General features: G+C 72.0%; 17 protein-coding genes and 1 pseudogene. 7 read left to right on the top strand and 11 right to left on the bottom strand.

The window, feature by feature from the left end:
• The first annotated feature begins 10 nt into the window (after window positions 1-10).
• The gene (locus FDO69_RS32305) at window positions 11-2476 is read left to right on the top strand and encodes a CBM35 domain-containing protein (protein ID WP_104785227.1); all 2466 of its coding nucleotides are present in this window, start codon (window positions 11-13) and stop codon (window positions 2474-2476) included.
• A 199-nt stretch (window positions 2477-2675) separates the two neighbouring features.
• Window positions 2676-3734: a sporulation protein gene (locus FDO69_RS32300; protein WP_167526722.1), complete on the top strand. Its 1059-nt coding sequence runs from the start codon at window positions 2676-2678 to the stop codon at window positions 3732-3734.
• 151 nt (window positions 3735-3885) lie between these two features.
• Here the strand turns inward: FDO69_RS32300 and FDO69_RS32295 are convergent, their stop codons facing one another.
• Entirely contained in the window at window positions 3886-4875 is a 990-nt protein-coding gene (locus FDO69_RS32295) for a M56 family metallopeptidase (RefSeq protein WP_104785222.1), read from the bottom strand.
• A gap of 6 nt (window positions 4876-4881) precedes the next feature.
• Window positions 4882-5268 (bottom strand): BlaI/MecI/CopY family transcriptional regulator, encoded by a 387-nt coding sequence (locus FDO69_RS32290; RefSeq protein ID WP_104785219.1) that lies wholly within the window; start codon window positions 5266-5268, stop codon window positions 4882-4884.
• A 144-nt stretch (window positions 5269-5412) separates the two neighbouring features.
• Here FDO69_RS32290 and FDO69_RS32285 point away from each other — a divergent pair, with 144 nt between their 5' ends.
• The 3 genes from FDO69_RS32285 (at window position 5413) to FDO69_RS32275 (ending at window position 6972) form a co-directional block, all read left to right on the top strand.
• Window positions 5413-5988: a TerD family protein gene (locus tag FDO69_RS32285; RefSeq protein WP_104785217.1), complete on the top strand. Its 576-nt coding sequence runs from the start codon at window positions 5413-5415 to the stop codon at window positions 5986-5988.
• Between the two features lie 79 nt (window positions 5989-6067).
• The gene (locus FDO69_RS32280) at window positions 6068-6733 is read left to right on the top strand and encodes a hypothetical protein (protein WP_104785215.1); all 666 of its coding nucleotides are present in this window, start codon (window positions 6068-6070) and stop codon (window positions 6731-6733) included.
• Window positions 6721-6972, top strand: a complete 252-nt coding sequence (locus FDO69_RS32275) for a twin-arginine translocase TatA/TatE family subunit (protein WP_104785213.1) — start codon at window positions 6721-6723, stop codon at window positions 6970-6972. Before FDO69_RS32280 ends, FDO69_RS32275 begins: the two co-directional genes overlap by 13 nt.
• 12 nt (window positions 6973-6984) lie before the next feature.
• Here the strand turns inward: FDO69_RS32275 and htpG are convergent, their stop codons facing one another.
• The 4 genes from htpG to FDO69_RS32255 form a co-directional block, all read right to left on the bottom strand.
• Window positions 6985-8883 carry a molecular chaperone HtpG gene (gene htpG / locus FDO69_RS32270; protein WP_104785210.1) on the bottom strand — a complete coding sequence of 633 codons (1899 nt, stop codon included), beginning with the start codon at window positions 8881-8883 and terminating at the stop codon, window positions 6985-6987.
• 86 nt (window positions 8884-8969) lie between these two features.
• Window positions 8970-9674, bottom strand: coding sequence for a class F sortase (locus FDO69_RS32265; protein ID WP_104785207.1), 705 nt, complete (start codon window positions 9672-9674; stop codon window positions 8970-8972).
• Between the two features lie 116 nt (window positions 9675-9790).
• The gene (locus FDO69_RS32260) at window positions 9791-10498 is read right to left on the bottom strand and encodes a hypothetical protein (protein WP_104785204.1); all 708 of its coding nucleotides are present in this window, start codon (window positions 10496-10498) and stop codon (window positions 9791-9793) included.
• Between the two features lie 196 nt (window positions 10499-10694).
• Window positions 10695-10982 (bottom strand): DUF3040 domain-containing protein, encoded by a 288-nt coding sequence (locus tag FDO69_RS32255; protein WP_104785451.1) that lies wholly within the window; start codon window positions 10980-10982, stop codon window positions 10695-10697.
• Between the two features lie 446 nt (window positions 10983-11428).
• Here FDO69_RS32255 and FDO69_RS32250 point away from each other — a divergent pair, with 446 nt between their 5' ends.
• Entirely contained in the window at window positions 11429-12085 is a 657-nt protein-coding gene (locus tag FDO69_RS32250; protein WP_104785201.1) for a response regulator, read from the top strand.
• Window positions 12086-12232: 147 nt separating this feature from the next.
• Here the strand turns inward: FDO69_RS32250 and FDO69_RS32245 are convergent, their stop codons facing one another.
• The 3 genes from FDO69_RS32245 to FDO69_RS32235 form a co-directional block, all read right to left on the bottom strand.
• Entirely contained in the window at window positions 12233-13501 is a 1269-nt protein-coding gene (locus tag FDO69_RS32245; protein WP_104785198.1) for a cation:proton antiporter, read from the bottom strand.
• A 539-nt stretch (window positions 13502-14040) separates the two neighbouring features.
• The gene (locus tag FDO69_RS32240) at window positions 14041-15504 is read right to left on the bottom strand and encodes an L-fucose/L-arabinose isomerase family protein (RefSeq protein WP_104785195.1); all 1464 of its coding nucleotides are present in this window, start codon (window positions 15502-15504) and stop codon (window positions 14041-14043) included.
• A gap of 94 nt (window positions 15505-15598) precedes the next feature.
• Window positions 15599-16855, bottom strand: a complete 1257-nt coding sequence (locus tag FDO69_RS32235) for an MFS transporter (protein ID WP_104785192.1) — start codon at window positions 16853-16855, stop codon at window positions 15599-15601.
• A 208-nt stretch (window positions 16856-17063) separates the two neighbouring features.
• Here FDO69_RS32235 and FDO69_RS32230 point away from each other — a divergent pair, with 208 nt between their 5' ends.
• On the top strand, window positions 17064-21200 hold the full coding sequence (locus FDO69_RS32230) for a glycosyl hydrolase (protein ID WP_420878559.1): 4137 nt from the start codon (window positions 17064-17066) through the stop codon (window positions 21198-21200).
• Here FDO69_RS32230 and FDO69_RS32225 read toward each other — a convergent pair.
• Together FDO69_RS32225 and FDO69_RS32220 are read right to left on the bottom strand one after the other, a co-directional pair.
• Window positions 21083-21958: pseudogene (locus FDO69_RS32225) on the bottom strand (LacI family DNA-binding transcriptional regulator); the annotation flags it as partial. The gene FDO69_RS32230 and the pseudogene FDO69_RS32225 overlap by 118 nt on opposite strands.
• Before the next feature lie 259 nt (window positions 21959-22217).
• Window positions 22218-23486, bottom strand: a complete 1269-nt coding sequence (locus FDO69_RS32220; protein WP_104785186.1) for an MFS transporter — start codon at window positions 23484-23486, stop codon at window positions 22218-22220.
• Window positions 23487-23546: the final 60 nt, after the last annotated feature.

Here is a 23546-nt window from a genome sequence, read left to right as displayed (position 1 = left end):
AGCAGCCGCCATGGCAGCGACCCTTCCCGCGACCGGGCCGGCGGCAGCCGCCGGCCCGCAGCGCCTGACCGTCGACCTGGACTCGTCCGAGGGCCCGGTGATGCTCGGCGCCAACGGCTCCCTCTACGGGCTCAGCGACGACGGGGTGCCCAGTGACGCCGTGATGGAGCCCCTGAAGATCACCAGCGTCTCGCAGAAGCCGGAGGGCGGCGCCCAGCATCCCAACGGCGACGCGCTGACGGTCTCCAGGTCGTTCTTCCGCACCGGCGGCGGCGAGATCAACGTGATGATGCAGGACATCTACGCGAAGTGGCCGTACGAGGACCTCGGCATCGACGACTACCTGCCCAAGGTCGACAAGATCGTCAAGGAGATATCGGCCGACCCGAACAGCGACCGCTTCGTCTACATCCCGTTCAACGAGCCCGACCAGATCTGGTACAAGCTCGACGTCCAGGACCAGGCGCAGTACGAGAAGAACCGCGACCGGTTCTTCAAGGACTGGAAGACGGTGTACCAGCGGATCCGCGCGATCGACCCGGACGCGCGGATCGCCGGACCCAACGAGGCCGGGTACCACACCCGCCTGCTGAAGGACTTCCTCGCGTTCACCAAGCGGGAGAACGTGCTGCCCCAGGTGATGACCTGGCACGAGCTCGGCTCCGGTTCGCTGCGTGACTTCCAGGCGCACCACGACGACTACCGCGCGCTGGAGCGCGCGGCGGGCATCGCACCGCTGAAGATCAACATCGACGAGTACGCCAACCGCCGCGACCTGTCCGTGCCAGGGCAGCTCGTGCAGTGGGTGTCGATGTTCGAGCGCAACAAGGTGTACGCCAACATGGCGTACTGGGACGCCGCCGGCAATCTCAGCGGCCAGATGGTGCGCACCAACATTCCCAACGGCGGCTGGTGGCTGTTCCGCTGGTACGCGGGACTGACCGGGAACACCGTGAAGGTGACGCCGCCCCGGCCGAACACCGTCGACACCCTCCAGGGCCTCGCTTCCCTGGACACCTCCCGCCGCCAGGCCCAGGTGCTGCTCGGGGGCGCGGACGGTGACGCGGACGTGGTCGTGAAGAACGTCCCGCGGTCCGCGTTCGGCCGTACGGTCACCGCGACCGTCGCCGAGGCGGCCTGGTCGGGATACGAGGGGCAGCACGCGGCGCCGCGGGTCCTCGCGCGCACGAAGGTGAGGATCGCGGACGACGGTTCGGCGACCGTCCCGCTGCGTGGCCTGCACAAGATGTCGGCGTACCGGATCGTCCTCACGCCCGGCGGCTCGGGCACCCCGTCCGCCGCTTCCGTCCCGTGGTCGGCGTCGTACGAGGCCGAGGACGCGGCCATCACCGACGGCAAGGTCTACACCCAGGGCACGGTGAGCAACGCCAACGGCTACGCGGCCTCCGGCACCAAGGACGTAGGCTCCCTCAACCAGCCCGGCAGCCAGGTCGCCTTCACGGTGGACGTGCCGAAGGACGGCACCTACGACCTGTCGATCCTCTACGGCAACCAGTCCGGCGGCCCCGCCACGCAGAAGCTGATCGTCGACGGCGCCGACCCGGTGACGGTCACCTACGCCTCCACCGAGAACTGGACCTACCGCGCCAAGAAGGACGTCGGCGTTCAACTGAAGGCCGGGACACACCGGCTGGTGCTGGCCAGGGGCGACGGCGAGGTCACCCTCGACCGGATCGACCTGACGGCAAGCACGGGCGCGGCCTTCGCGTCGTACGAGGCCACCCTGGCGGACATCAGCGGCAAGCCGTCCTACGACTACACCTCCTCGGCCGGTGTGGGCACGGGCTCCCTGGTGCTGCGCCCGGGTGACAAGGCCGTCTTCGACGTCTACGCCCCGCGCGACGGCTACTACACGGTCACGCCCCGGACCTCGGCCGCGGTGAAACTCGCGCTGCACGGCGAGAGGGTCACGGCGACGCCCGGCCGCCCGCTGCGGCTGTACCTCGTCGCGGGCAACAACCGGGTCGCGATGACGTCGGGCCACGCCGCCGTGCGCTCCCTCGACGTCTCGGGCGACGGCTCGGCCGCGGGCACCCTCTCCTACGAGGGCGCCTCGGCCACGCTCACGGGTGGCGCGAAGCTCGTCGACTCCCCGCACGCCTCCGCCGGCTCGTACATCGGCGGGCTGGGCAACAGCCCCTCCAGCACCGCCGAGTTCACGGTGGACGCCCCGAGGTCCGGCCGGTACGTGCTGGTCGTCCACTACGCCCACAACGACCGCCGGGACAACGGCCACGCCTACAACACGGACATCATGTCCCGTACGGCGGACATCACGGTCGGGAGCGCCGCACCGCGGAAGGTCACCTTCAAGAACACCTGGAGCGAGGACGACTACTGGACGGTCGGCGTCCCGGTCGATCTGGCGAAGGGCGCGAACACGGTGACGTTCGGCAACGCCACCGCCTGGGCACCGAACATCGACCGGATCGAGCTGGGCCGCGTCGTGGGCTGAACCGTGCGGTGACGGACTGACTCTCGTGCCGCAGTCCGCCGTGGGAGCGGGCTGCGGCACCGTCGCGTCCGGAGGTGATCTCTTTTCAGCCAATCCCGGCGCGCGGGGACCCGCAAGGCGGACTCCCTCCGTCCGCACCCCCTATGCTTCTACAAGCCTGTAGAAGACAGCACACGCACATGAAGGAGTGGACGCCACCATGGTGTTCAAACGACTGCTCGGCGCGCTCGGTGTCGGCGGCCCCACGGTCGACACGGTTCTCGACCCCGCTCCCGTCCGGCCCGGCGGCACCCTCACCGGTCAGGTCCACCTCGCGGGCGGCAAGACCGACTTCGAGATCGAGCACATCACCCTGGAGCTGGTGGCCCGGGTCGAGGCGGAGCACCAGGGCGGTGAGAGCGAGGGCGTCGTGGCCTTCGACCGGTTCACCGTCGGCGGCGGCTTCCGGCTCGCGGAGGGCGAGCAGCGCAGCGTGCCGTTCAGCGTGGCCCTGCCGTGGGAGACGCCGGTCACCGAACTGCACGGGCAGAACCTGGGCGTGGTCCTCGGGGTGCGCACCGAGCTGTCGGTGGCGGGCGCGAAGGACAAGGGCGACCTGGACCAGCTGACCGTCTCGCCGCTGCCCGCGCAGGAGGCCGTGCTGGAAGCCCTCGGCGGGCTCGGGTTCGGCTTCAGGTCGGCCGATCTCGAGTACGGGCGCATCGGCGGTTCGGGCCAGCGGCTGCCCTTCTACCAGGAGATCGAGCTCGTCCCCGCTCCCCAGTACGCGCAGCAGATCAACGAGATCGAGCTGACGTTCCTGGCGAACCCGGGCGGCATGGAGGTGGTGCTGGAGGCGGACAAGCGGGGCGGCTTCCTGTCCCCCGGCCACGACGCCCTCACCCGGTTCACGGTCTCCCACGACGGAGTCGGGCAGCAGGACTGGCCCTCGATCGTCGACGGCTGGATGCGGCAACTGGCCGAGCACCGGGCGTCGTACGGCGGCCCCGCCGGCTACGGCTCGCCCATGGACCACGGCACGTCCGCCGGCTATGGCTCGCCCCTGGGCCACGGCTCCCCCTCCCCCTTCGGCCCGGGCGACCACGGGCACAAGGGGGAGCATCATGACGGCCGCCGCTCGGGCCCCGGCATGGGCACGGCCGTCGCCGCGGGTGCGGCCGGACTCGCGGCCGGAGTCGTCGGCGGCATGGTCGCGGGCGAAGTCGTCGACGAGGTCGGGGACTTCTTCGAGGGCGACGAGGAGGAAGAGGAGGGCTGAGGCCGCGCCTCGGCGGCTTCCCAGGTGGGACTTCCCGTTGTCTGCCGGGTGCGGCGCCGTTGTGGCTTGTCGCGCAGTTCCCCGCGCCCCTGAGGGCGCGCCCCGCCGGCAGTGCTGCGGGCGGGCCGAGCCCACCGCTCGGACACGCTGGTCAGAGCGGTGTCGCCGCGTGCAGGATGAGGACCATCGTCACCGCCGAGTTCGCCGACGACATCGCCGAGGCGGCCGTGCCCGCGGCCGCTCCCCACGCCGCCAGTCCCACCGCTGTGAACGCCGGCGGCCAGTGACGCACGGCGGGGGCGGGGCCGAGCAGCGCCGCCACCCGGCGCGGTACCGGTCCGGGGGCGGCGAGTCCGGCGAGGGTGGGATGCGGGGTGCCCCGTGAGACGAGCGCGGCCGTGCCGATCGCCCGCGCCACCGTGCGGCGGCTGCCGATCGCCCGGGCCGCCTCCTCGTCCGCCCACCGCTCCGCCGTGTACGCCACGGCGGTGCGCAGCGGCCGCAGGAACGGGTTGGCGCGGGCCGCCAGTTGCACGGCGAGCAGGAAGCGGTCGTGGCGGGCGGCGAGGTGCGCCCGCTCGTGGGCGAACAGAGCCCGCCGCTCGCCCGGCCGCAGCCGGTCCAGCAGAGCCGTGGTCACCACGACACGGCCACGCCCCCGGCGCGGACCCCGGCCGTCGGCGCCGGCACGCGGCTCAGCACCCCCACGGCGGCCTCCGGGCGGCAGCGCGTACGCGTAGGGCTCGGCGTCGGGCAGTACCGCCACCTCCGTCCCCCGCAGCCCGGCCAGAGCCAGATGCGCCCGGCGGCGTACCCGCCCGTGCCGCCGCACGGTCCGGGCACAGGCGACGAGCACGGCGCACAGCGCGGGAATCGCGGCCTTGCCGACGACCTCGTCGTGGGGCACCGCCGCCCGCACCTCGGGGTCCGACCAGCCGTCCGGCAGCGGGTTGCCGGGCAGTTGGGCGGTGCCGACCACCATCACCAGCGCCAGGCACACCGTGCTGCACAGCGCCAGCACCACGGCCAGCGCCGTCAGCAGCCGGGTCGCGGTGCGCGGATGCAGATGTTGTTCGGCCAGGCGCGCCACCGGCCAGGCCGTGAGCGGCAGGACGAGTGGCAGAAAGACGAAAACCCCCATCAGGCTTCAGTCGTCCCCTTCGCCCTGGGCCTGGTCCAGCAGGTCACGCAGCAGCCGCTCCTCGTCCGGGCCGAGTCCGGTGACGAAGCTGGCCAGCACGGCCCCCCGGTCGCTCTCGGCGTCCAGCACCTTGCGCATCTTGCGGGCGGCCAGACCCGCCTGGTCCGAGGCCGGTGTCCAGGCGAAGGACCGGCCGACCCGCTCCCGGGTGACCGCGCCCTTGCCCAGCAGCCGCGTCAGGATCGTGATCACCGTCGTGTACGCGAGGTCACCGCCGAGGCGTTCCTGCACCCAGCCGGCCGTGGCCGGGCCGTCCGCCTCCCGCAGCGCCGACAGCACCAGCGCCTCCAGCTCGCCCTGTCCCCGTCGGGGACGCTGCCCGGGATCCGTCACCGCCCTGCCTCCCTCACGCCGCCCTGCGTTGCCCTTGCGGCCATCGTATAGATCCGCCGACCCGATCCCACCCACTTCTACAGTGCTGTAGATTTCAGAGTGGCATCACACCGCACACGTCAAGCGCTCAAGAAGGAGTACCCCGTGGGAGTTTCCCTGTCCAAGGGCGGCAACGTCTCGCTCAGCAAGGAGGCGCCGGGTCTCACCGCAGTCCTGGTCGGACTGGGCTGGGACGTGCGCACGACGACGGGCGTCGACTACGACCTCGACGCCTCCGCCCTGCTCCTGGACGCCTCCGGCAAGGTCCCCTCGGACCAGCACTTCGTGTTCTACAACAACCTCAAGAGCCCCGACGGTTCGGTCGAGCACACCGGCGACAACCTGACCGGTGAGGGCGAGGGCGACGACGAGTCCGTCAAGGTGAACCTCGCCGCCGTGCCCGCCGACATCGACAAGATCGTGTTCCCGGTGTCGATCCACGACGCCGGGAACCGCGGCCAGAGCTTCGGACAGGTCAGCAACGCCTTCATCCGGGTCGTCAACCAGGCGGGCGGCCAGGAGATCGCCCGCTACGACCTGTCCGAGGACGCCTCCACGGAGACCGCGATGGTCTTCGGCGAGCTCTACCGGCACGGCAGCGAGTGGAAGTTCCGCGCGGTCGGCCAGGGCTACGCCTCGGGCCTGGCCGGTATCGCCTCCGACTTCGGCGTCAACGTCTGACACGGACCGACCGAGCCGCCGGGCCCGACCGCGTGTGGCCGGGCCCGGCGGCCGCATCACCAACCGACCGGGAGACCCTGTGGCCGACCTGTCCCGCCTCCGCCCGGACGACCGCGCGGACTTCGAAGCCGTACTGCACCACGCGCTGGGCACCGCGGACATCCGTGACGCCCTGGGCGCCGACCCGACCGGCCGGGCGGCAGCGCACCTGCGCGCCCACGCGCTCGCCCACGCCGACGCCATCGCGGCGGCGGCCGAGCAGCCCTACCGCTCCTACCTCGCCGTGCGCCGGGCAGCCCGGCACGAGGCCCGACACCCGCTCGGCGGGGGCGAGCTGCTGCCGGCCCTCGCGGTGCTCACCCCGCTCGTGGCCGGCACCTCCGCCGCGGCGCTGCTGCTGATCGGCGGCCTGCTCCACATCGCCGACGCCCTCGGCCCCCTGCCCGGATCGCTCGTGGCGGCCGGCTGGACCCTGGCGCTCGTGGCAGCCCTGACCGGCCTCGCCGCCCTGACCGCACTGCTGCACACGGCCCTGCGCCGGCGCGGTGCGCCCCCGGCCGCCGACCAGGTGGAGCACGCCCGGCTGGTCTGGCGGCAGGAGCTGCTCGACCGCGGGATACTGCCCCACCTGCACCGGCACCTGGTGCCGTATCCCGAGACGGCGGTCACGCCGTGCTCCCCGCCCGATACGCTCACGCCGTGCCCGGCCCGGGCGAGAGAGGACAGGACACCATGTTCGGACTGAGCGAGCTCGCGATCATTCTCATCGTCGTCATAGCCGTCATCGGGATGAAGAAGCTCCCCGAGCTGACCCGCTCGGCCGGGAAGGCGGCCCGCATCCTCAAGGCCGAGGCACGCGCGGCGAAGGACGAGGAGGCCGGGACGGCCCCCGCGCCGCGGGTGGTCCAGGGCGAGATCGTCCCGCCGGGCACCGGCACGACCCCGCCCGGCACCCGGGCGGCGGGCGCCCCGGACCACCCCTGATCCTTGCGCTGACTACAGCGTGCGCTCCAGGCGGTCCGCCACGAGCCTGACGAAGCGCGCCGGGTCCTTGGGCTGACCGCCCTCGGCGAGCACCGCCAGGGTGTGCAGCAGCTCGGCGGACTCGGCGAGCTCCGCACGGTCCTCGCTCGCCTGATACGCCTGGTGCAGGCCCTTCACCAGCGCGTGGCCGGGGTTGAGCTCCAGGATCCGCTTGGTGCGCGGCACCTCCTGGCCCATCGCCCGGTACATGTTCTCCAGGGCCGGGGTCAGGTCGTGCGCGTCGGAGACGATGCAGGCCGGAGAGACCGTGAGCCGGGTGGAGAGGCGGACCTCCTTGATGTCCTCGTCGAGCCGCTCCCGCATCCAGCCGAGCAGCCCGGCGTACTCCTCGGCCTGCTTCTCCCGCTCCTCGCCGGCCTTCTCCTCGTCCTCGGCGTCGAGGTCGATCTCGCCCTTGGCGACGGACCGCAGCTTCTTGCCCTCGTACTCGCCGACGGCGTCGACCCAGACCTCGTCGACGGCGTCGGTGAGCAGCAGGACCTCGATGCCCTTGTCCCGGAACGCCTCCATGTGCGGGGAGTTCTCGATGCTCTGCCGGGACTCTCCGGTGATGAACCAGATGGCGTCCTGGCCGTCCTTCATGCGCTCCACGTACTGCGCGAGCGTGGTCGGCTCGTCGTCGGAGTGCGTGGTCGCGAACGAGGAGACGGCGAGGATGGCGTCGCGGTTCTCGGAGTCGGTGACCAGGCCCTCCTTCAGGGCGGTGCCGAACTCCCGCCAGAACGTCGCGTAGCGCTCGGCGTCCTTGGTCTTGATCTCCTTGACCGTGGACAGCACCTTCTTGGTCAGCCGGCGCTGCATCATCCGGATGTGCCGGTCCTGCTGGAGGATCTCGCGGGAGACGTTGAGCGAGAGGTCCTGCGCGTCGACGACGCCCTTGACGAAGCGGAGGTAGGGCGGCAGCAGCGCCTCGCAGTCGTCCATGATGAAGACGCGCTTCACGTAGAGCTGGACGCCTCGCTTGAAGTCCCGCGTGAACAGGTCGTGCGGGGCGTGCGAGGGGACGAAGAGCAGGGCCTGGTACTCGAAGGTGCCCTCGGCCTGGAGCCGGATCGTCTCCAGCGGCTCGCGCCAGTCGTGGCTGATGTGCTTGTACAGCTCGTGGTACTCGTCGTCGGAGACCTCGTCGCGCGAGCGCGCCCACAGGGCCTTCATGGAGTTGAGCGTCTCGGGCTCGGGCGCGTCCTCCCCGTCCTTCGCCTCCGGGACCATCCGGATCGGCCAGGTGATGAAGTCCGAGTAGCGCTTGACGATCTCCCGGATCGTCCACGCGGAGGTGTAGTCGTGCAGCTGGTTCTCGGGGTCGGCGGGCTTGAGGTGGAGCGTCACGGACGTGCCCTGCGGCGCGTCGTCGACCCTCTCCAGGGTGTACGTGGCCTCGCCGCGCGACGTCCAGCGGGTCCCCTGGCTCTCGCCGGCGCGGCGGGTCACCAGCGTGACCTCGTCGGCCGCCATGAAGCCGGAGTAGAAGCCGACACCGAACTGGCCGATGAGCCCCTCGGCCCCGCCCGCGTCCTTGGCCTCCTTCAGCTCCTTGAGGAACGTGGCCGTCCCCGAGTTGGCGATGGTGCCGATGAGCTGCCCGACCTCGTCGTACGACATGCCGATGCCGTTGTCCCGCACCGTGAGGGTGCGGGCCTCCTTGTCGACGTCGAGCTCGATGTGCAGGTCCGACACATCGGCGTCGAGGGAGTCGTCCCGCAGCTTCTCCAGACGCAGCTTGTCGAGCGCGTCGGAGGCGTTGGAGACGAGCTCCCGCAGGAAGACATCCTTGTTCGAGTAGACCGAGTGGATCATCAGCTGGAGCAGCTGACGTGCCTCTACCTGGAACTCAAACGTTTCGGTCGTCATGGTTAGCGAATCCCTCACAGGTCCCACAGTCGCCTGAACTGGTGGCTGCCACTGTAAAACACCAAGTCAGGCCGGAGTCCCGGAAGTCAGACGAGATGGGCGAAGACGACCAGGTTCTCGGTGTAGTCCCGGGCCTGGCGGTCGTAGGAACCCGAGCACGTGATGAGCCGGACCTGGGCTCTCGGGGTGTCGCCGTACACGCGCTCGCTGGGGAAGTCGTCCTTCTCGAACGACTGTGCGGCGTCCACGGCGAAGGTCGCCCTGCTGCCGTCGGCCCGCACGACCTGGAACCGGTCGCCCTTCTTCAGCTCGCCGAGCCCGGCGAACACGGCCGGTGAGGTCGCCGTGTCCACGTGCCCGGCGATGATCGCGGTGCCGGCCTCTCCGGGCGTGTGGCCCTTGGCGTACCAGCCGACGAGGTTGATGTCGTTCGGCGGCGGGGGCTCCAGCTGGCCGAGGTCGTTGATGGCGAGGCCGGTGAAAGGCGCGTCGACCGAGATCTTGGGGATGAGCAGACGGACCGGTCGGGACCGCGGCAGGTGCGGGCCGTCGGACCGGTCCGGCGCCGTGGACACGGGCGTGTCGGGCAGGTCGGGAACGGCCGAGGGGGCGGCCACGGCGGGCGGTGCGTGCGGCGGGCCGGCGTCGTCGGGCGACTCACCGCTGCCGCCGAACAGGTTCACGGTCAGCACGAGGGCGGCCACCGACCAGACCACCGTCACGACGGCGCGCAACCGCCGCTTCGACGGCGCGGGGCCGAGGTCGGAAAGAGCGGGGGGAGGGGCTGCCATCAGGGACCACCTCATTCGGGCACGGCAGCGGGCACGACACGCGGGGGGACGAGCCGGGCCGCCGCGACGTGACAGGCACGTGCGGCGGCCACGGCGGCTATGACGTCAGGCATCGGTCATACGCCCTGCGCGGCCTTCCGGCGGCGCAGCGCGTACATGCCGGTACCGGCGACCGCCAGCGCGGCCAGCCCACCGGCGGTCACACCCGGCGCGGAGGCGAGCCCGCCGCCACCGGTGTGCATGCCACCGCGCGGCTTGTCGTGCTTGCCCTCCCAGGAGCCCTTCTCGTGCTTGTCGCCCCAGTCGCCCTTCTCCTCCTTGTCGCCCCAGTCGCCCTTGTCGCCGTAGCCGTCCTCTTCCTGCCTGTCGCCCCAGTCGTCCTCGTCCTTGTACGTGTCCGGGTCGTGCTTGGGGTTGCCCCAGTCGTCCGAGTTCACCGCGGCCAGCGCTCCGCCGCCGGTGTGCACGCCGCCGTGCGGCTTGCCGTGCTCGTCGTGCTTGCCCTCCCAGTCCCCCTTCTCGTGCCCGTGCTCCTTGCCGTGCTCCTCGTGCTTGCCCCCTTCGTCGCCCTTGGCGGCGTCGGAGTCCTTGTCGTGCCCGGAGCCGTCCCAGTCGTCGGCGGTCACGGCGGACAGCGCTCCGCCGCCCGTGTGCATGCCGCCGCGCGGCCCGTCGTGGTTGCCGTCCTTGTGGTGCTCCTTGCTGTAGGAAGAGGAGGTGTCGTGGTCCCCGTCACCCATCGCCTCGGCGTAGGCGGCGGGTGCGGCGATCGCGAGGGCGGCCGTTGCCGTGGCCGTCGCGAGCAGCATGCGGGCAGAGCGCATCGGTGAGTCCTTCCGTCGCGGTCCGGGCAGCTGACGCCTCGCCAGCTCACGAGACCCGGTCTCGACGTGAACCACCGTCAGTCATGCCGGTCCGTCCCACCATCCGGGGCGATCACACGGGTTACAACAACACTCCGACGGCGGCATACCCCGACGTGCTCCCGTCGCCCCCCAAGGTTCTCGATGTGCGCTCCCGTCAGCGGCGTCCGAACCCCCGGTGGGTCATACGGGCCGGGTCCGGGTCCGCCCGCTGGGCCGCCATGCCGACGAGGACCAGCCCGCCCGCGATGAGCAGGCCCTGGGCCAGGGCGATGCCGGAGCCCAGCACGGCGACGCCGAACGCCAGCCCCCACCAGGCTCCGGTCCGCCGGTACTCGCGGGGCCGGGCGGGGCGGCCTGATCTCATGGCCCGGGTGAACCGGGGGTCCTCTCGCTCGAGTCGTGCTTCGAGAGCGACCAGGGCGTGGTCTTCGGACTGGGGCACGGCTTCTCCTTCCCGGAACCCGAGCGCTTCGAGGCAGGGCACGGCCGAGGCCATGACAAGTCCTGGGGTGTCGGGCCCTGTGACGGCGCGGAGGGAGACAGGCCGTCTTCGGGGTGGTGCGGCGTGCCACGGCTGTCTCACCCGGGCTTCAGCTTCTCCCCCCTCCAGCGGCTTCCACCATCGGGCCCCACCCTCATCCTTCCCGGTGGCAGCCCCCCACGAACGCCGGTCCGAAAGCCGGGTGTTCGGTCCGGGGATGGGTGCTGTCACGGATGGCGGCGGGGCCGGGCAGCGCAGACCCTGGGGGGTGAGGTCTCGGCGAGGGGGCGCGGCGCCCTTGTCCCGGCGGATCTTCCTGCCGACGGCCGGACTCGCCTCGATCCGCCGGGGCCCGCCTCACCGTCCCGTCCCGCCCTCGTACCCGATCCCGACCGGAACGGCCGACCATGAGCGACTCCCCCACCCGCATCCTGCTCGCCGACGACCACGCCCTGGTGCGGCGCGGTGTCCGGCTCATCCTGGACGCCGAGCCCGACCTCACCGTGATCGCGGAGGCCGACGACGGCGCCGAGGCCGTCGCCCGGGCCCGGGAGCACCGGCCCGACCTGGCCGTCCTCGACATCGCCATGCCGCGCCTGACGGGGCTCCAGGCCGCCCGGGAACTGTCCCGGACCTGCCCGCGGACGCGGATCCTGATGCTGACCATGTACGACAACGAGCAGTACTTCTTCGAGGCACTCGGTGCCGGGGCCTCGGGCTACGTCCTCAAGTCCGTCGCGGACCGGGACCTGGTCGAGGCGTGCCGGGCGACGATGCGGGGCGAGCCGTTCCTGTATCCCGGTGCGGTCGACGCGCTGATCCGCGACCATCTCGAGCGGGTCCGGGAGGGCGGCGCGGGGGCTTCCCGGGCCCTCACCGACCGTGAGGAGGAGATCCTCAAGCTCGTCGCCGAGGGCCACACCTCGCAGCAGATCGCGGACCTGCTGGTCATCAGCCCCAAGACGGTGGAGCGGCACCGCGCGAACCTGCTGCAGAAGCTCGGCCTGAAGGACCGTCTGGAACTGACCCGCTACGCCATCCGCGTCGGGCTGATCGAACCCTGAGCGCGTCCGCGACCGGTCGCCCGCCAGTGCCGCGACAGGCAACGTGCGCCCGTCAAGGAGCGGCGTCCGGTGTGTGCTCCGGGGCCCCCGGCCGAAGGCCGGGGAAGTGCCGGGCGTCGCGACGGAGCGAACGTCGCCTGGTGCGGGTCAATACACCTGGCGCTCGGCCTCGGCGGGCTGAGGCGCGGACGGTGTGCCGTCGCCCGCGGGCTCGACGTCGTACGCCGGGGCCGTGCGGCGGGGCAGGAAGCCCTGCCCGGCCCGGAGCGCGCGGGCCAGCAGATGTGCGCGTCCGGCGGCGATGGGGCCGAGGACCGCGAGGACGAGGACGTACCCCGCGATGAACGGGGCGAGCCGGGCGTCGAGGCCGGCACCGGCGGCCATGGCGGCCAGGATCAGTGCGAACTCCCCGCGGGCCACGAGGGTGGTGGCGATCTCGGCGGCGGGATCGAGGCCGTAGCGGTACACGCGGGCGACGAGGAGACCGGCCGCGACGTTCATCACGAGGGTGAGCGCGGCCGCCGCGGCGACCGGTCCGACCACGGAGACGATGTCACCGGGGTCGATGGAGAGTCCGAAGGCGAAGAAGAAGATGGCCGCGAAGGCGTCGCGCAGCGGATGCACGAGGTCCCGGATGCGCGGGCCGGAGGGGGTGCCGGCCAGGATCAAACCGACCATGAACGCGCCGATGGCGTCGGCGACTCCGAGGACCTCGGCGAATCCCGCCACGAGGACGGCCGCGCCGAGGAAGCTGATGACGAGCAGTTCGTTGTCGCGGGTCGCGATGAGCCGCCCCACCGGTTTGGTGCCGTAGCGGGCCGCCGCGGCCAGCAGCAGCAGGAAGCCGAAGGCCTTGGCGCCCTGCAGAACCATGTCGCCGACGCCCTCGGCGCCGCTGATGACGGGCTGGAGGGCGGCCAGGTACAGCGCGAGGAAGATGTCCTCCACCACGATGACGCCCAGGATGAGGCGCGTCTCCGGGCGGCCGATGCGCCCGAGGTCGATGAGGATCTTGGTGACGATGGCGGACGAGGAGATCCCGAGGACACCGGCGAGGACCAGTGCCTCGCGCACGCCCCAGCCCAGGGCGAAGCCGAATCCCAGCCCCGCGCCGACGTTGAGCAGCAGGTAGATCCCGCCCGCCGTCAGCAGGCGCCGGCCGCCGCTCCTGAGGTCGTCGAGGTGGAACTCCAGGCCGAGGTAGAACAGCAGCAGCACCAGTCCGAGTGCGGAGAGCATCTCGAAGTCGTGGGCGTCCTGGACGATGACCAGGCCGGGGGTGTGGGGGCCGAGCAGGATGCCCGCGAGCATGAACAACGGGATCGTGGGGAGCCCGATTCTGCCGCCGAGGCGGGCGAGGAGGGCGGCGGCCAGGAAGGCTCCGCCCATGGCGAGAAGGCTGTCAGCGTGTCCCACGGATCACCACCTTCGTGGGCGCGCAGGCGGATCGTTTCACCGAGCGGGGATGGATAGGGGCTCCTCCTTCAGGGGGCTGTGACGGACAGCGTCGTGCGCCCGTGGGCGCAACCCGGGGCGCGGCCATGACCGTCGGCGCGTCGGCCCGGGCGGTGCTGCCAGCCTCACACGGGCACCGGTGGCGTCACCATCGGTGACGGCACCCATCTCCGGGTGGTGACGGCACCCACCCCGTTCGCACCGTCTCCGTGCCGGCCGCGTCGTTCGTGCCGCCCGTGCCCGCCCTTGCCGGTCTTTGCCGTTTTCACAGCCCTGGGACGGAGCACCGTCGAGCGGAAAGCTCCCACTCTCCTGCGTCCGGGCCGGTGTTGTGCAGCCGCGGTCGGCTGAACGGGAGGTCGCCCGGCCGATGTCCTCACCCATTGTGGTCCCGGCGGTTCTCCGGCCCGGCCTTCGTCCACGACGAACAGGTTCATGGCAGCAGAGGCGGGTCCGCCGGGCGTTGCGCTCGGTGCCGGAGCCGCCCGGCCCCGGGACTGTCAGACCTGCCGGTGGTCGATGCCCAGCAGGCTCGCTGCCGCCCGGAAGTCGGCCGTGTGGCTCCCCACCGCGAGGGACCAGTGGTGGCCGACGCCCGTGGCGCTCCAGGCGTCGACCCATTCACCGGGGTCCCGGCCGAAGTCGACGCGGCTGGTGGTGTTGCCGATCTCCAGCAGCGGTCCCGGTACGACGGTGCCCTCGGAGGTGACGAAGGACAGACTGCCGTCGGCGTCCTGGCCGAGGCCGAGCAGGGTGACGGGCCCGTGCCGGACGTCGAATTCGACGCTCACGCCCCAGCCGCGTTTGCCGTGGTAGACGCCGAGCCCGCGCAGCAGCGGGTCGCGGGCGCCGACCGCGAGGTGGGCGGGGCCGTCATGCCCCATCTCCACCACGCCGTCCTCGAAGTTCAGCGCCTGGATCTCGGTGAAGGAGCCTCCGGCGCCGATGCTCTCGGACGCCAACTGGGCCACGGACGTGCGCAGTTCGTACTCGCCGGCCGCGGGCACGCCCCGGGCGGTGAGCAGCGAGGCGCCTAGGATCATGCCCGCGCCGAGCCGCTCGTGCAGCTCGCCGTCGAGTCCGCGGTGGTAGTAGGCGAGGCTGTCGAGTTCGAAGTCGGCGACCAGCCGGTCCAGGGCGACGGACACGGTCGCGCCCCAGGCGAAGTCCTCCTCCACCACGCTCTCGTCGAGGGTGAAGATCTGCCGGGCGAGAGCCATCCGCTCCCGGGTCTCCGCCTCGGTCACCCGTTCCACCCGGTGCCGCAGGTCGTCGAACTCCAGGACCTCCACATGCGAGCCGAACGTCGTGGCGAGCAGTGTCGGATCGGTCTGCACGTCGAGCATGCCGGGGTACACGTGCCCCATGAGGCCGTGCCGGGCGTGCCGGAGCGCGGCCCGGACGTGCGCGGCCCGGATCCACTGCTCGATGCGCCGCCAGGCGGACTCCTGGCGCAGCCAGCCCGACACCGACCGGAAGGGGATGCCGGCGCGCCGGAAGACGTTGCCGACCTCGGGGACGGGGCACTGCCCGCAGTAGGCCAGCCATGCCCCGGTGTCGAAGGCGGCGTGGTCCATCCTCTCGGACGGCTGGAGGTCGATGACCAGCACGGGTGTGTGCGAGCGCTGGGCGATCGGCAGGACCATCGACGAGGTGAGGTAGGTCGTCAGGAACAGCACGATCAGATCGCAGTCGGCCCTGCGCAACTCCTCGGCGGCGCGGGCGCCTTCCTGGGCGTCGGAGACGAACCCGGCGTCGGTCACCTCCGCGTCCATCTCCCGGAAGCGCTCGGCGACATGGGCGGCCGACTCCTTGAGCTGCGGCAGGAGCCCTGGGAACTGCGGCCAGTAGGTGCCCAGTCCGCCCGCGACCAGCCCGATCCGGGTACGGCGCCGGGTGACCGGCGGGAGCAGGTCGTCGAGGTCGGCGGTCCGTACGGCCGTGCGGTCCGCGGTCGTTGCCATGGTCGGTGCTCCTTGTCGGGGTGCTGCGGCTCAGGTGCTGGGCACTCGCAGGCCGGCTCGGTCCGGCGCCTGCTCCTTGTCGGGGTGCTGCGGCTCAGGTGCTGGGCACGCGCAGGCCGGCTCGGTCCGGCACGGTGCTCGCGGAACGCGGGACCAGGACGCGGATGATGAACACGCCCGTGAACGCCGCCGCCGTCATGCAGGCGGTGATCGTCCAGAGCAGGACGGAGGGGCTGTGGTCGGCCAGGGCCGGGGTGAAGAACGCGGCGACCGCGAAGACGCCCCGGGACAGGGCGTAGGTCAGGCCCTGGGTGGTGCCGCGGGTGTCCGCGGGCAGCGTGAGCTGCGACCACACCTTGTAGTTGGCCTCCCCGGCGAAGGGGTTGGAGAGCTGGTAGAGCACGTAGAAGACGAGCATGCCGGCGAGGGCGCCCGCGGTCAGGGACGCGATGACGAACGCGAGGATCTGCACCACCGCGGCCACGTGGAACAGCCGGTCGCGCCAGGGGCTGTCGGCGACGCGCACGAAGGCGAAGGTGAGCAGCACGCCGATCGGGATGAAGGCCAGGTTGATCCCGGTGGCGAGGCTCTGCGAGGCGTCGCTGACGGTGACGAGCAGATAGGTGCCGAACTGGCCGAAGGTGTTGGCCCCGAGGCCCCAGGTCACGTAGAAGACGAAGGTCGCGGCCATCGGCAGCATCGCGGCGCGGGTCCACACGCCCTTCAGGGAGATGCTCTCCGGGACGGTGCCGGTGTCTTTCTCCGACGGCGCGTCGGCCGGCTTCAGCCGGGACCTCATGGCCCAGGTGACGAGTGCGGCGAGGGCCAGTTGCCCGGTGATGAGCCGGGCCCCGGTCATGCCCGTGGTGGACAGGGCGAAACCGAGGAAGATGGCGACGGTGATGCCCAGCATCCACATGACCTGGGTGAACGCCACCAGTCTCCCCCGGGCCCAGGAGGGCGCCGCGTCCGAGACGACGGCCAGGGAGGTCGGCAGGTCGGCGCCGGCCGCGAGCCCCGCGACGAGCACACCGGCCAGCAGGGTGATGTCGTCCGGCGCGAAGGTGATGACGAGGGCGCCGATCGCGAAGCAGAAGATGTCCCAGTTGTAGACGCGGCGGCGGCCGAAGAGGTCGGCGAGCCGTCCGCCGACGAGTGATCCGACGGCGATGCAGCCGGTGACGATCGCGCTGATCGCCCCGGCCATCCACACGCCCATGTCGTAACTGTCGCGGTAGACGGCCAGGTTGACGGAGATGCTCACGATCAGCCCGGCGTCGAGGTAGGAGGCCATGCCCGACAGGGCGGCGGCCTTCCAGAGCGGTCTGGGGATGGGGCGGGTACCGGCCATGATGCGACTCCGTCGTCTGGTGACATCGCGGTTCCGGGGGCCTGGTCGCAGCGAATATAGGGCGAGAAAAACGTTGCAACAAGGTGTCTCGCACGTATGGCTGACGAGACGTCGAGTTCCGGGACCCCGTGCGGGGATATGGCGTGGCCGCTCCAGCTCACCTACCGTGAAGGTGGTCTGAAAACGTTTTAGGGGAAGGACCGCGTCCGTGATCTCCCCCGAGCTCCGGCGACTGTTCGACGACCCGCCCCGCGACTTCGGCCCCACTCCCCTGTGGTGGTGGTCGGGTGCGAAGGTCACCCGCGAGCGACTCGCCTGGCAGTTGCGGGCGTTCGCGGAGGGCGGCGTCCACAACCTCGTCGTCATCAACCTGGCCCCCGCCGGCCCGACGTTCGGGGCCAGGGCCGACGATCCGGTGTGGTTCGGTGAGGAGTGGTGGGCGCGCTTCACAGACGCCTGCGAGATCGCGGCGGAGCTGGGCACGCGGCTGTGGTTCTACGACCAGATCGGGTTCTCCGGGGCGAATGTGCAGGGCGGTGTGACACGGCGTCATCCCGAGGCCGCCGGACTCGCGCTGCGCTGTCGTGACGTGCGGGTCTGCGGGGGCACAGTCGCCCTGGCGGATGCCGAGACGCCGCTGGCCGCCTACTCCAGGCGGGGCCGTCGGCTCGATCTCGCCGCGTCCGGGGCCGTCACGGCCCCGGACGGAAGCGAGGTGCGGCTCGTCACCGCCGTCCCCACGGCGTTCGACTACCTGGACCCACACGCCGTGGGCCTGCTGATGGACGTCGTCCACCACGAGTACGACCGCCGGATACCGGAGTACCTGGGCACCGTCGTCGCGGGCAGCTTCCAGGACGAACTGCCCGGCACCAACGCCTGGAGCCACCGTTTCGCCGAGGAGTTCCGCACCCGGCGCGGCTACGACCTGCTCGACCACCTGCCGGCCCTGTTCGGCACCGGCTCCGGCGTGCCGGAGGGGAAGATCCGCGCCGACTACTACGCGGTCCGCGCGGAGCTGACCGAGGAGGCCCTGTTCCGGCCGCTCGCAGCCTGGCACCGCGAGCGCGGTCTGCTGCTGGGCAGCGACCAGAGCCACCCCGCCCGCGCGGGGTACCCGGCCCAGTCCACGCAGCTCTACACCGACTACTTCCGCACCCACCGCTGGTACAGCGCCGCGGGCAGCGACCACCACGGCGACGCCAAGGTGCACTCCTCCATGGCCCACCTCCACGGCCACGAGCGGGTCTGGATCGAGGCGTTCCATTCCTCCGGCTGGGGCGGCACGCTGGAGGACACCTACGACTGGCTGCTGCCGTTCCTGCGCAGCGGCGCCAACCTCTACAACCCGCACGCGAGTTACTTCGGCACCGCGGGCGGCTGGTTCGAGTGGGCGCCGCCGTCGACCGACTGGCGCCAGCCCTACTGGAGGCAGTACCCGGCGTTCTCCCGGGCCGTGGCCCGGATCTGCTCGATCATGTCGTGGGGCGGCTACGCGGCCGACGTGGCGGTGCTGTATCCCACCGCCACCATGCAGGCCCTCGTGCCGCTGGACGCGCCGGTCCGGCACTTCGGCGACGGCCGGCTGGGCGAGGGCCATGCCCTCGCCGACGAGACGCAGCGGCACTACCTGAACCTGTGCGGCACGAACAACTGGCTCCGGCCGCACGCCGGGGCCCTGGACCGGCACGGTATCTCCTTCGACGTCGTCGACGACGAGTCGGTCCAGTGCGCCGAGACCGCCGACGGTGCCCTGCGGATCAGGGACCTGGCGTACAAGGCGGTGCTGCTGCCCTCGGCAAGCGTGCTGGAGGAGGAGACGGCGCGGGGGCTGGCCCGGCTGCTCGACGCGGGAGGGCGGGTGGTGGTCGTGGGCCGTGCGCCCGCGACGGCGGCGGGCCGGTCCGGTGACGACTCGGTCGTGGCGGCGCTGCTGGCCCATCCCCGGCTGGAGCGGGTGCGCGACCCCGAGGCCGCCGCCGCGGCGGTGGCCGACGCGGCCGGATACGCCACGGGCGAGGTGCCGCTGCTCGTCCGGAGGAGGGGCAACGACGCGGTGGCGCTGGTCACGGCGTCCTTCCCGGAGATCGGCGCACATCCCCTGCGACCGTCCGGCTCCCTACCCGAGCCCATGCGCACCTCGTCTCTCACCGTCCGGGCCGGCGTCGCGGAGGCCGAGGTCTGGAACCCGGCGACCGGCTCGCGCCGTCCCGCCCGCGTCACGGTCCTGGAGGACGGCGCCCTGTCGGCCATCGAGGTGCCTCTGGAGGGTGCTCCGGCGGCGTTGGTCGTCTGGCGTGAGGGCCGTGCGGCACCGGCGCCCCGCACGGAGGGCACGGCGGCCCGGGTGCTCGACCTCTCCTCCGGCTGGCACGGCCGGCTGGTCCCGACGATGGACAACACATGGGGCGATCTCGCGCTGCCCCCGGGGACGTCCGTGGCGGAGCCGCAGATCTGGACCATGGACTGGGCCGAGGGGGCGGTGTGGGAGCCCGCCCGGGTCACCTACGGCAACCGGGTCCGTGTCCTGCCCCCGGTGCCCCTCGGCCGGGCCCCCGAGCCGCTGGACACGGCGTGCGTGGAGCGGATCCTCGCCGGTGAACTGCCCCTGGTGCCGTCGGACTCGGCCTGGGGCGTCGGGGTGTACTCGTCGAGCCGGGGCGTCCTCGACCAGGGCGGCCTGCTGGGGACCAAGGGGCTGGTGAACGAGGAGTTCGTTCATGTCCCCGTACCGGGCGGCGGCACGGCAGCGCGGGTCCGGGCGATCGTGCAGACCGGCCATCGGGGGCCTGCCGAGCTGCACGTCGGCGCGGAGGCGGTCAAGCGGGTGTGGTGGAACGGGCAGCCGCTGGGCTCCTGCGGCGGCTACCTGGCCTCCGCCCCGGTCACCGTGGGCCGGGAGCGGAACGTGCTCGAGTACGAACTGTCGGACGCCCAGGACCGGCCTTCGCAGATCTCGGCCGCCGCCGGCACCCCGCTGGGCAGCTTCTTCTGCCTGTCCGAGCCGGGCGGGCTCGGGCCACGGCCGGGGTTCATGCGCCCACCGGACGGGGTGCGGCCCGACGGCCGGGTCGCCTATCGCGCGAAGCTCCTGGCCCCGGCCGGGGAGGTGCGGGCGGTGCTCGTCGTGGGTGCGGCCTCGGCGGTGACGGTGCTGCTCGACGGGGCCGTGGTGGCACGGCAGGAGAAGGTGGAGTACTACGAGGCGGACTGGGGCGCCGTGCCGATGTTCTTCCGTCACGAGCCGGAACTCGGGACGGGCGAGCACACACTGGAGATCGTGGCCGACAGTGCCGATGCCCGGGACGCCGTGTACGTCGACCTGGTGGCGCGGTCGGCCTCGGGGGTGACGGCCCTGGTCAGTGGCGCCGGCTGGGAGGCAGAGACGGGCGCGTGGCGGGGCCGGACCGTGGAAGACACTTGTCGGCGCGGCGAGTTGCAGCACTGCCACGCGGCCGTACGGCCGCACCCGCTTCCGGAGACCGCGTGGCTGGGTGGCCCTCCGGTGGTCGGCGGTGCCGTATGGCCGTCGCGGTCCACCGATGACGTGCGCGCGGCGCGGCAGCGTTTCCGGTTCACCGTTCCGCCGGGAACGGTGTCGCTGGAGCTGCCGTTGGCGCTGCCCGCGCGGGTGCGGGTCGGCGACGGGAGGGAACGGGCCGTGGCCGGTGGTCGGCTGACGCTCCGTGAACCGCTGGCCGCGCCTGCCCGGGTCGAGGTGGTCACCGAACCCACGGCCGTGCTGCGGGCCGGCGCGGCGTGGCGCGGGCCGGTTCGGGTGCGGACCGTGCCGGCGCCGCTGGCGCTGGGTGACTGGCGTGAGGTGGGGCTGGGCGGCTGGAGCGGGGGCGTGGCGTACGCGCGGTGGGTGGAGGTGCCGCCCGGGCCCGATCCGGTGCTGGATCTGGGGCGGGTGCGGGGCAGTGTGGAGGTGTCGGTCGACGGGGACTTCGCCGGTGAGGCGTTCTGTCCGCCGTACCGTTTCCCGCTGCGCGCTGCCGCGGGGCGGACCGTCCGGCTGGAGGTGACGGTCCGGGGCACGCTGGCGCCGTACCTCGCGGAAGCCACGCCGACCGCCTGGGCGCTCGCGCCGCAGCTGTCGTCGGGGCTGTGGGGGCCGGTGACGCTGCGGATTCCGGCCGGGGGTCAGTGGTCGGCGGGTGGTCGGGTGGAGTCGCGCAGGACGAGGCCCGGGGCGAAGACGCGGGTTTCGTGGAGGTGGTCCGCGCGGGCGTCGATCTCGTCGAGCAGCATCTCCACGGCCGCCCGGCCGAGGTCCTCGACCGGCTGGCGGACCGTCGTCAGGGTCGTCGCCCCGAAGGTCGCGACGTCGAGGTCGCCGTAGCCGACGACCTGCACGTCCTCGGGGACGCGCACGCCCCGTTCGGCCAGGCCACGGCACAGGCCCGCGGCGAGGAAGTCGTTGGTGCAGAACACCCCGTCGGGCAGGTCCGTCAGCCCGCGGGCGATCTCCGTGCCGTACGCGACGGTCATCCGCTCGGCGACGACCTGGCCGAGCCGGGCCCCGCGGTGGCTGCGCACGGCCTGCCGGGCGCCCTGGTAGCGGTCGGAGCACTGGCGAATGCCGCGCTCGCCGTTGACGACGAGGATGTCGCGGGCCCCGCTGTCGAGGAGGTGCCGCACGGCGATGCGGCCGCCGGCGATGTCGTCGACGGAAGCGGAGCAGCCCTCCCGGTCGGTCATCGCGCGGTCGGCCAGGACGAGCGGGATGCCCCGCTCACGCAGCCGGGCCAGCCGCCCGGGGTCGGCGCTGAGCGGCACGACCACGACTCCGACGGCCCGCTGCTCGACGAGCATGCTGAAGTAGCCCTGCTCCCGTTCGGGGGCGTCGCCGCTGTGGCACAGCACGAGGGAGTAACCGTGGTCGTAGGCCGCGTCCGCGGCGCCTCGCGCGATGCGCGCGTAGAAGGAGTTGGTGACGTCGGGCAGGACGAGCCCGATCGCGAAGGAGTGGCCGGTGCGCAGACCCGCGGCTCCGGGGTGGGGGACGTAGTCGAGCGCGGCGACGGCGATGCGGACGCGCTCGGCGGTCCGGGCGGTGACGCGCTCGGGCCGGTTGAGGACGTTCGAGACCGTCGACACCGAGACACCGGCGGCCGCGGCGACGTCCTGGATGCGGGCGGGGCGTGCCGGAACGGCGTCCACCCCCTCGCTGTTGCGGCCGCGCGACCAGGCACGACGATGGCCTACATGAGCGCCGGAAGTATACCGTGACCGGGTGTGAAACGTTTTTCACACCCGGCGCGGAGCGGCCAGGTACGGCCGTCGTTCGAGGAGAGGGCCGGGGAGAGGGGCGTGGCCGGGGACCAGGTCCCTTCATGGCAGGTCTGCACACCTTCGCTCAGGGCTGCACCGTGCCGGCCGCCGCACCACTGGGCGCCGTCGCCGAGCCGCTCCCGAAGCGGATCCCCTTGGCCTCCTTGCCGAGCGCGCTCAGCAGGATCACCACGGCCAGGGTGGGCACGATCGTCCACGCCATCGCCGAGGGGTACCCGTGGCGCTCGGCGAGGGCCTCCTGGATCGGCAGATTGAGCGCGGCGATGAGGTTGCCGAGCTGGTAGGTGACGCCCGGGTAGAAGCCCCGCACGGCGTCCGGGCTCATCTCGGTCAGATGCGCCGGGATGACGCCCCACGCGCCCTGCACGCACACCTGCATCAGGAAGGACGACAACATCAGCCATCCGACGGTGGTGGACAGCACGAAGAACGGCACCACGACCAGACCCGCCGCTGCCGCGATCATGATGGTGCGGCGGCGGCCCAGCCGCTCGGAGTACGCACCGAGCAGCACCCCGCCGATCATGGCACCGATGTTGTAGACCACCGCGATCGCGATCGACGTGTTCGCCGACAGGTCGAGGCCCTTCTTCACGAAGGTCGGGTAGATGTCCTGGGTGCCGTGCGACATCCAGTTGAAGGCGGTCATCAGCGCGACCAGGTAGACGAAGCGCCGCAGCACCGCCGGGTTCCTGAACACCTGGTGCGCGGGGGTGCGGTTGAGCGCGACGCTCTCCTCCCACACCTCGCTCTCCTCCACCCTGCTGCGCACCCACAGCGCGACCAGGGCGGGCAACAGGCTGAACGCGAACAGGCCGCGCCAGCCGAAGACGGGCTCGATGACGAAGAACGCCACGGCGGCCAGGAGGTACCCCAGCGAGTAGCCGCTCTGCAGCAGGCCCGACCAGAAGCCGCGCCGTTCGGTGGGGATCTTCTCCATGGCCAGGGCCGCGCCCAGACCCCATTCGCCACCCATGCCGATGCCGTAGAGCAGGCGCAGCACCAGCAGCACGGTGTAGTTGGGCGCGAAGGCGCAAGCGAAGCCGACGATCGAGTAGAAGACGACGTCGACCATGAGGGGGACGCGACGGCCCCGGCGGTCCGCCCACATGCCGAAGAGGAGCGCGCCGACCGGCCGCATCACCAGGGTCGCGGTCGTGAGGAAGGCCATGTCGGTGAGGGAGACGTGGAAGTCGTCGGCTATCTCGCTGTAGACGAGCACGACCAGGAAGTAGTCGAACGCGTCCATCGCCCAGCCGAGATAGGCGGCCACGAAGGCATTGCGCTGGTCCTTCGTCAGACCCGCGGCCTGGCCTTTCACGGTCTTCAGCACGGCGGCCTCCCGGAGTTCGCAGCCGAGGCTAGGCACACGGCGACGGGAATCGGGCAAAGG

Origin of the sequence: Streptomyces tibetensis (assembly GCF_007655005.1) — a bacterium.
In the GTDB taxonomy this organism is placed as follows: Bacteria; Actinomycetota; Actinomycetes; order Streptomycetales; family Streptomycetaceae; genus Streptomyces; species Streptomyces tibetensis.
The sequence above is the reverse complement of the archived record's forward strand: the minus strand, read 5'-3'. Positions and strand labels throughout refer to the sequence as shown.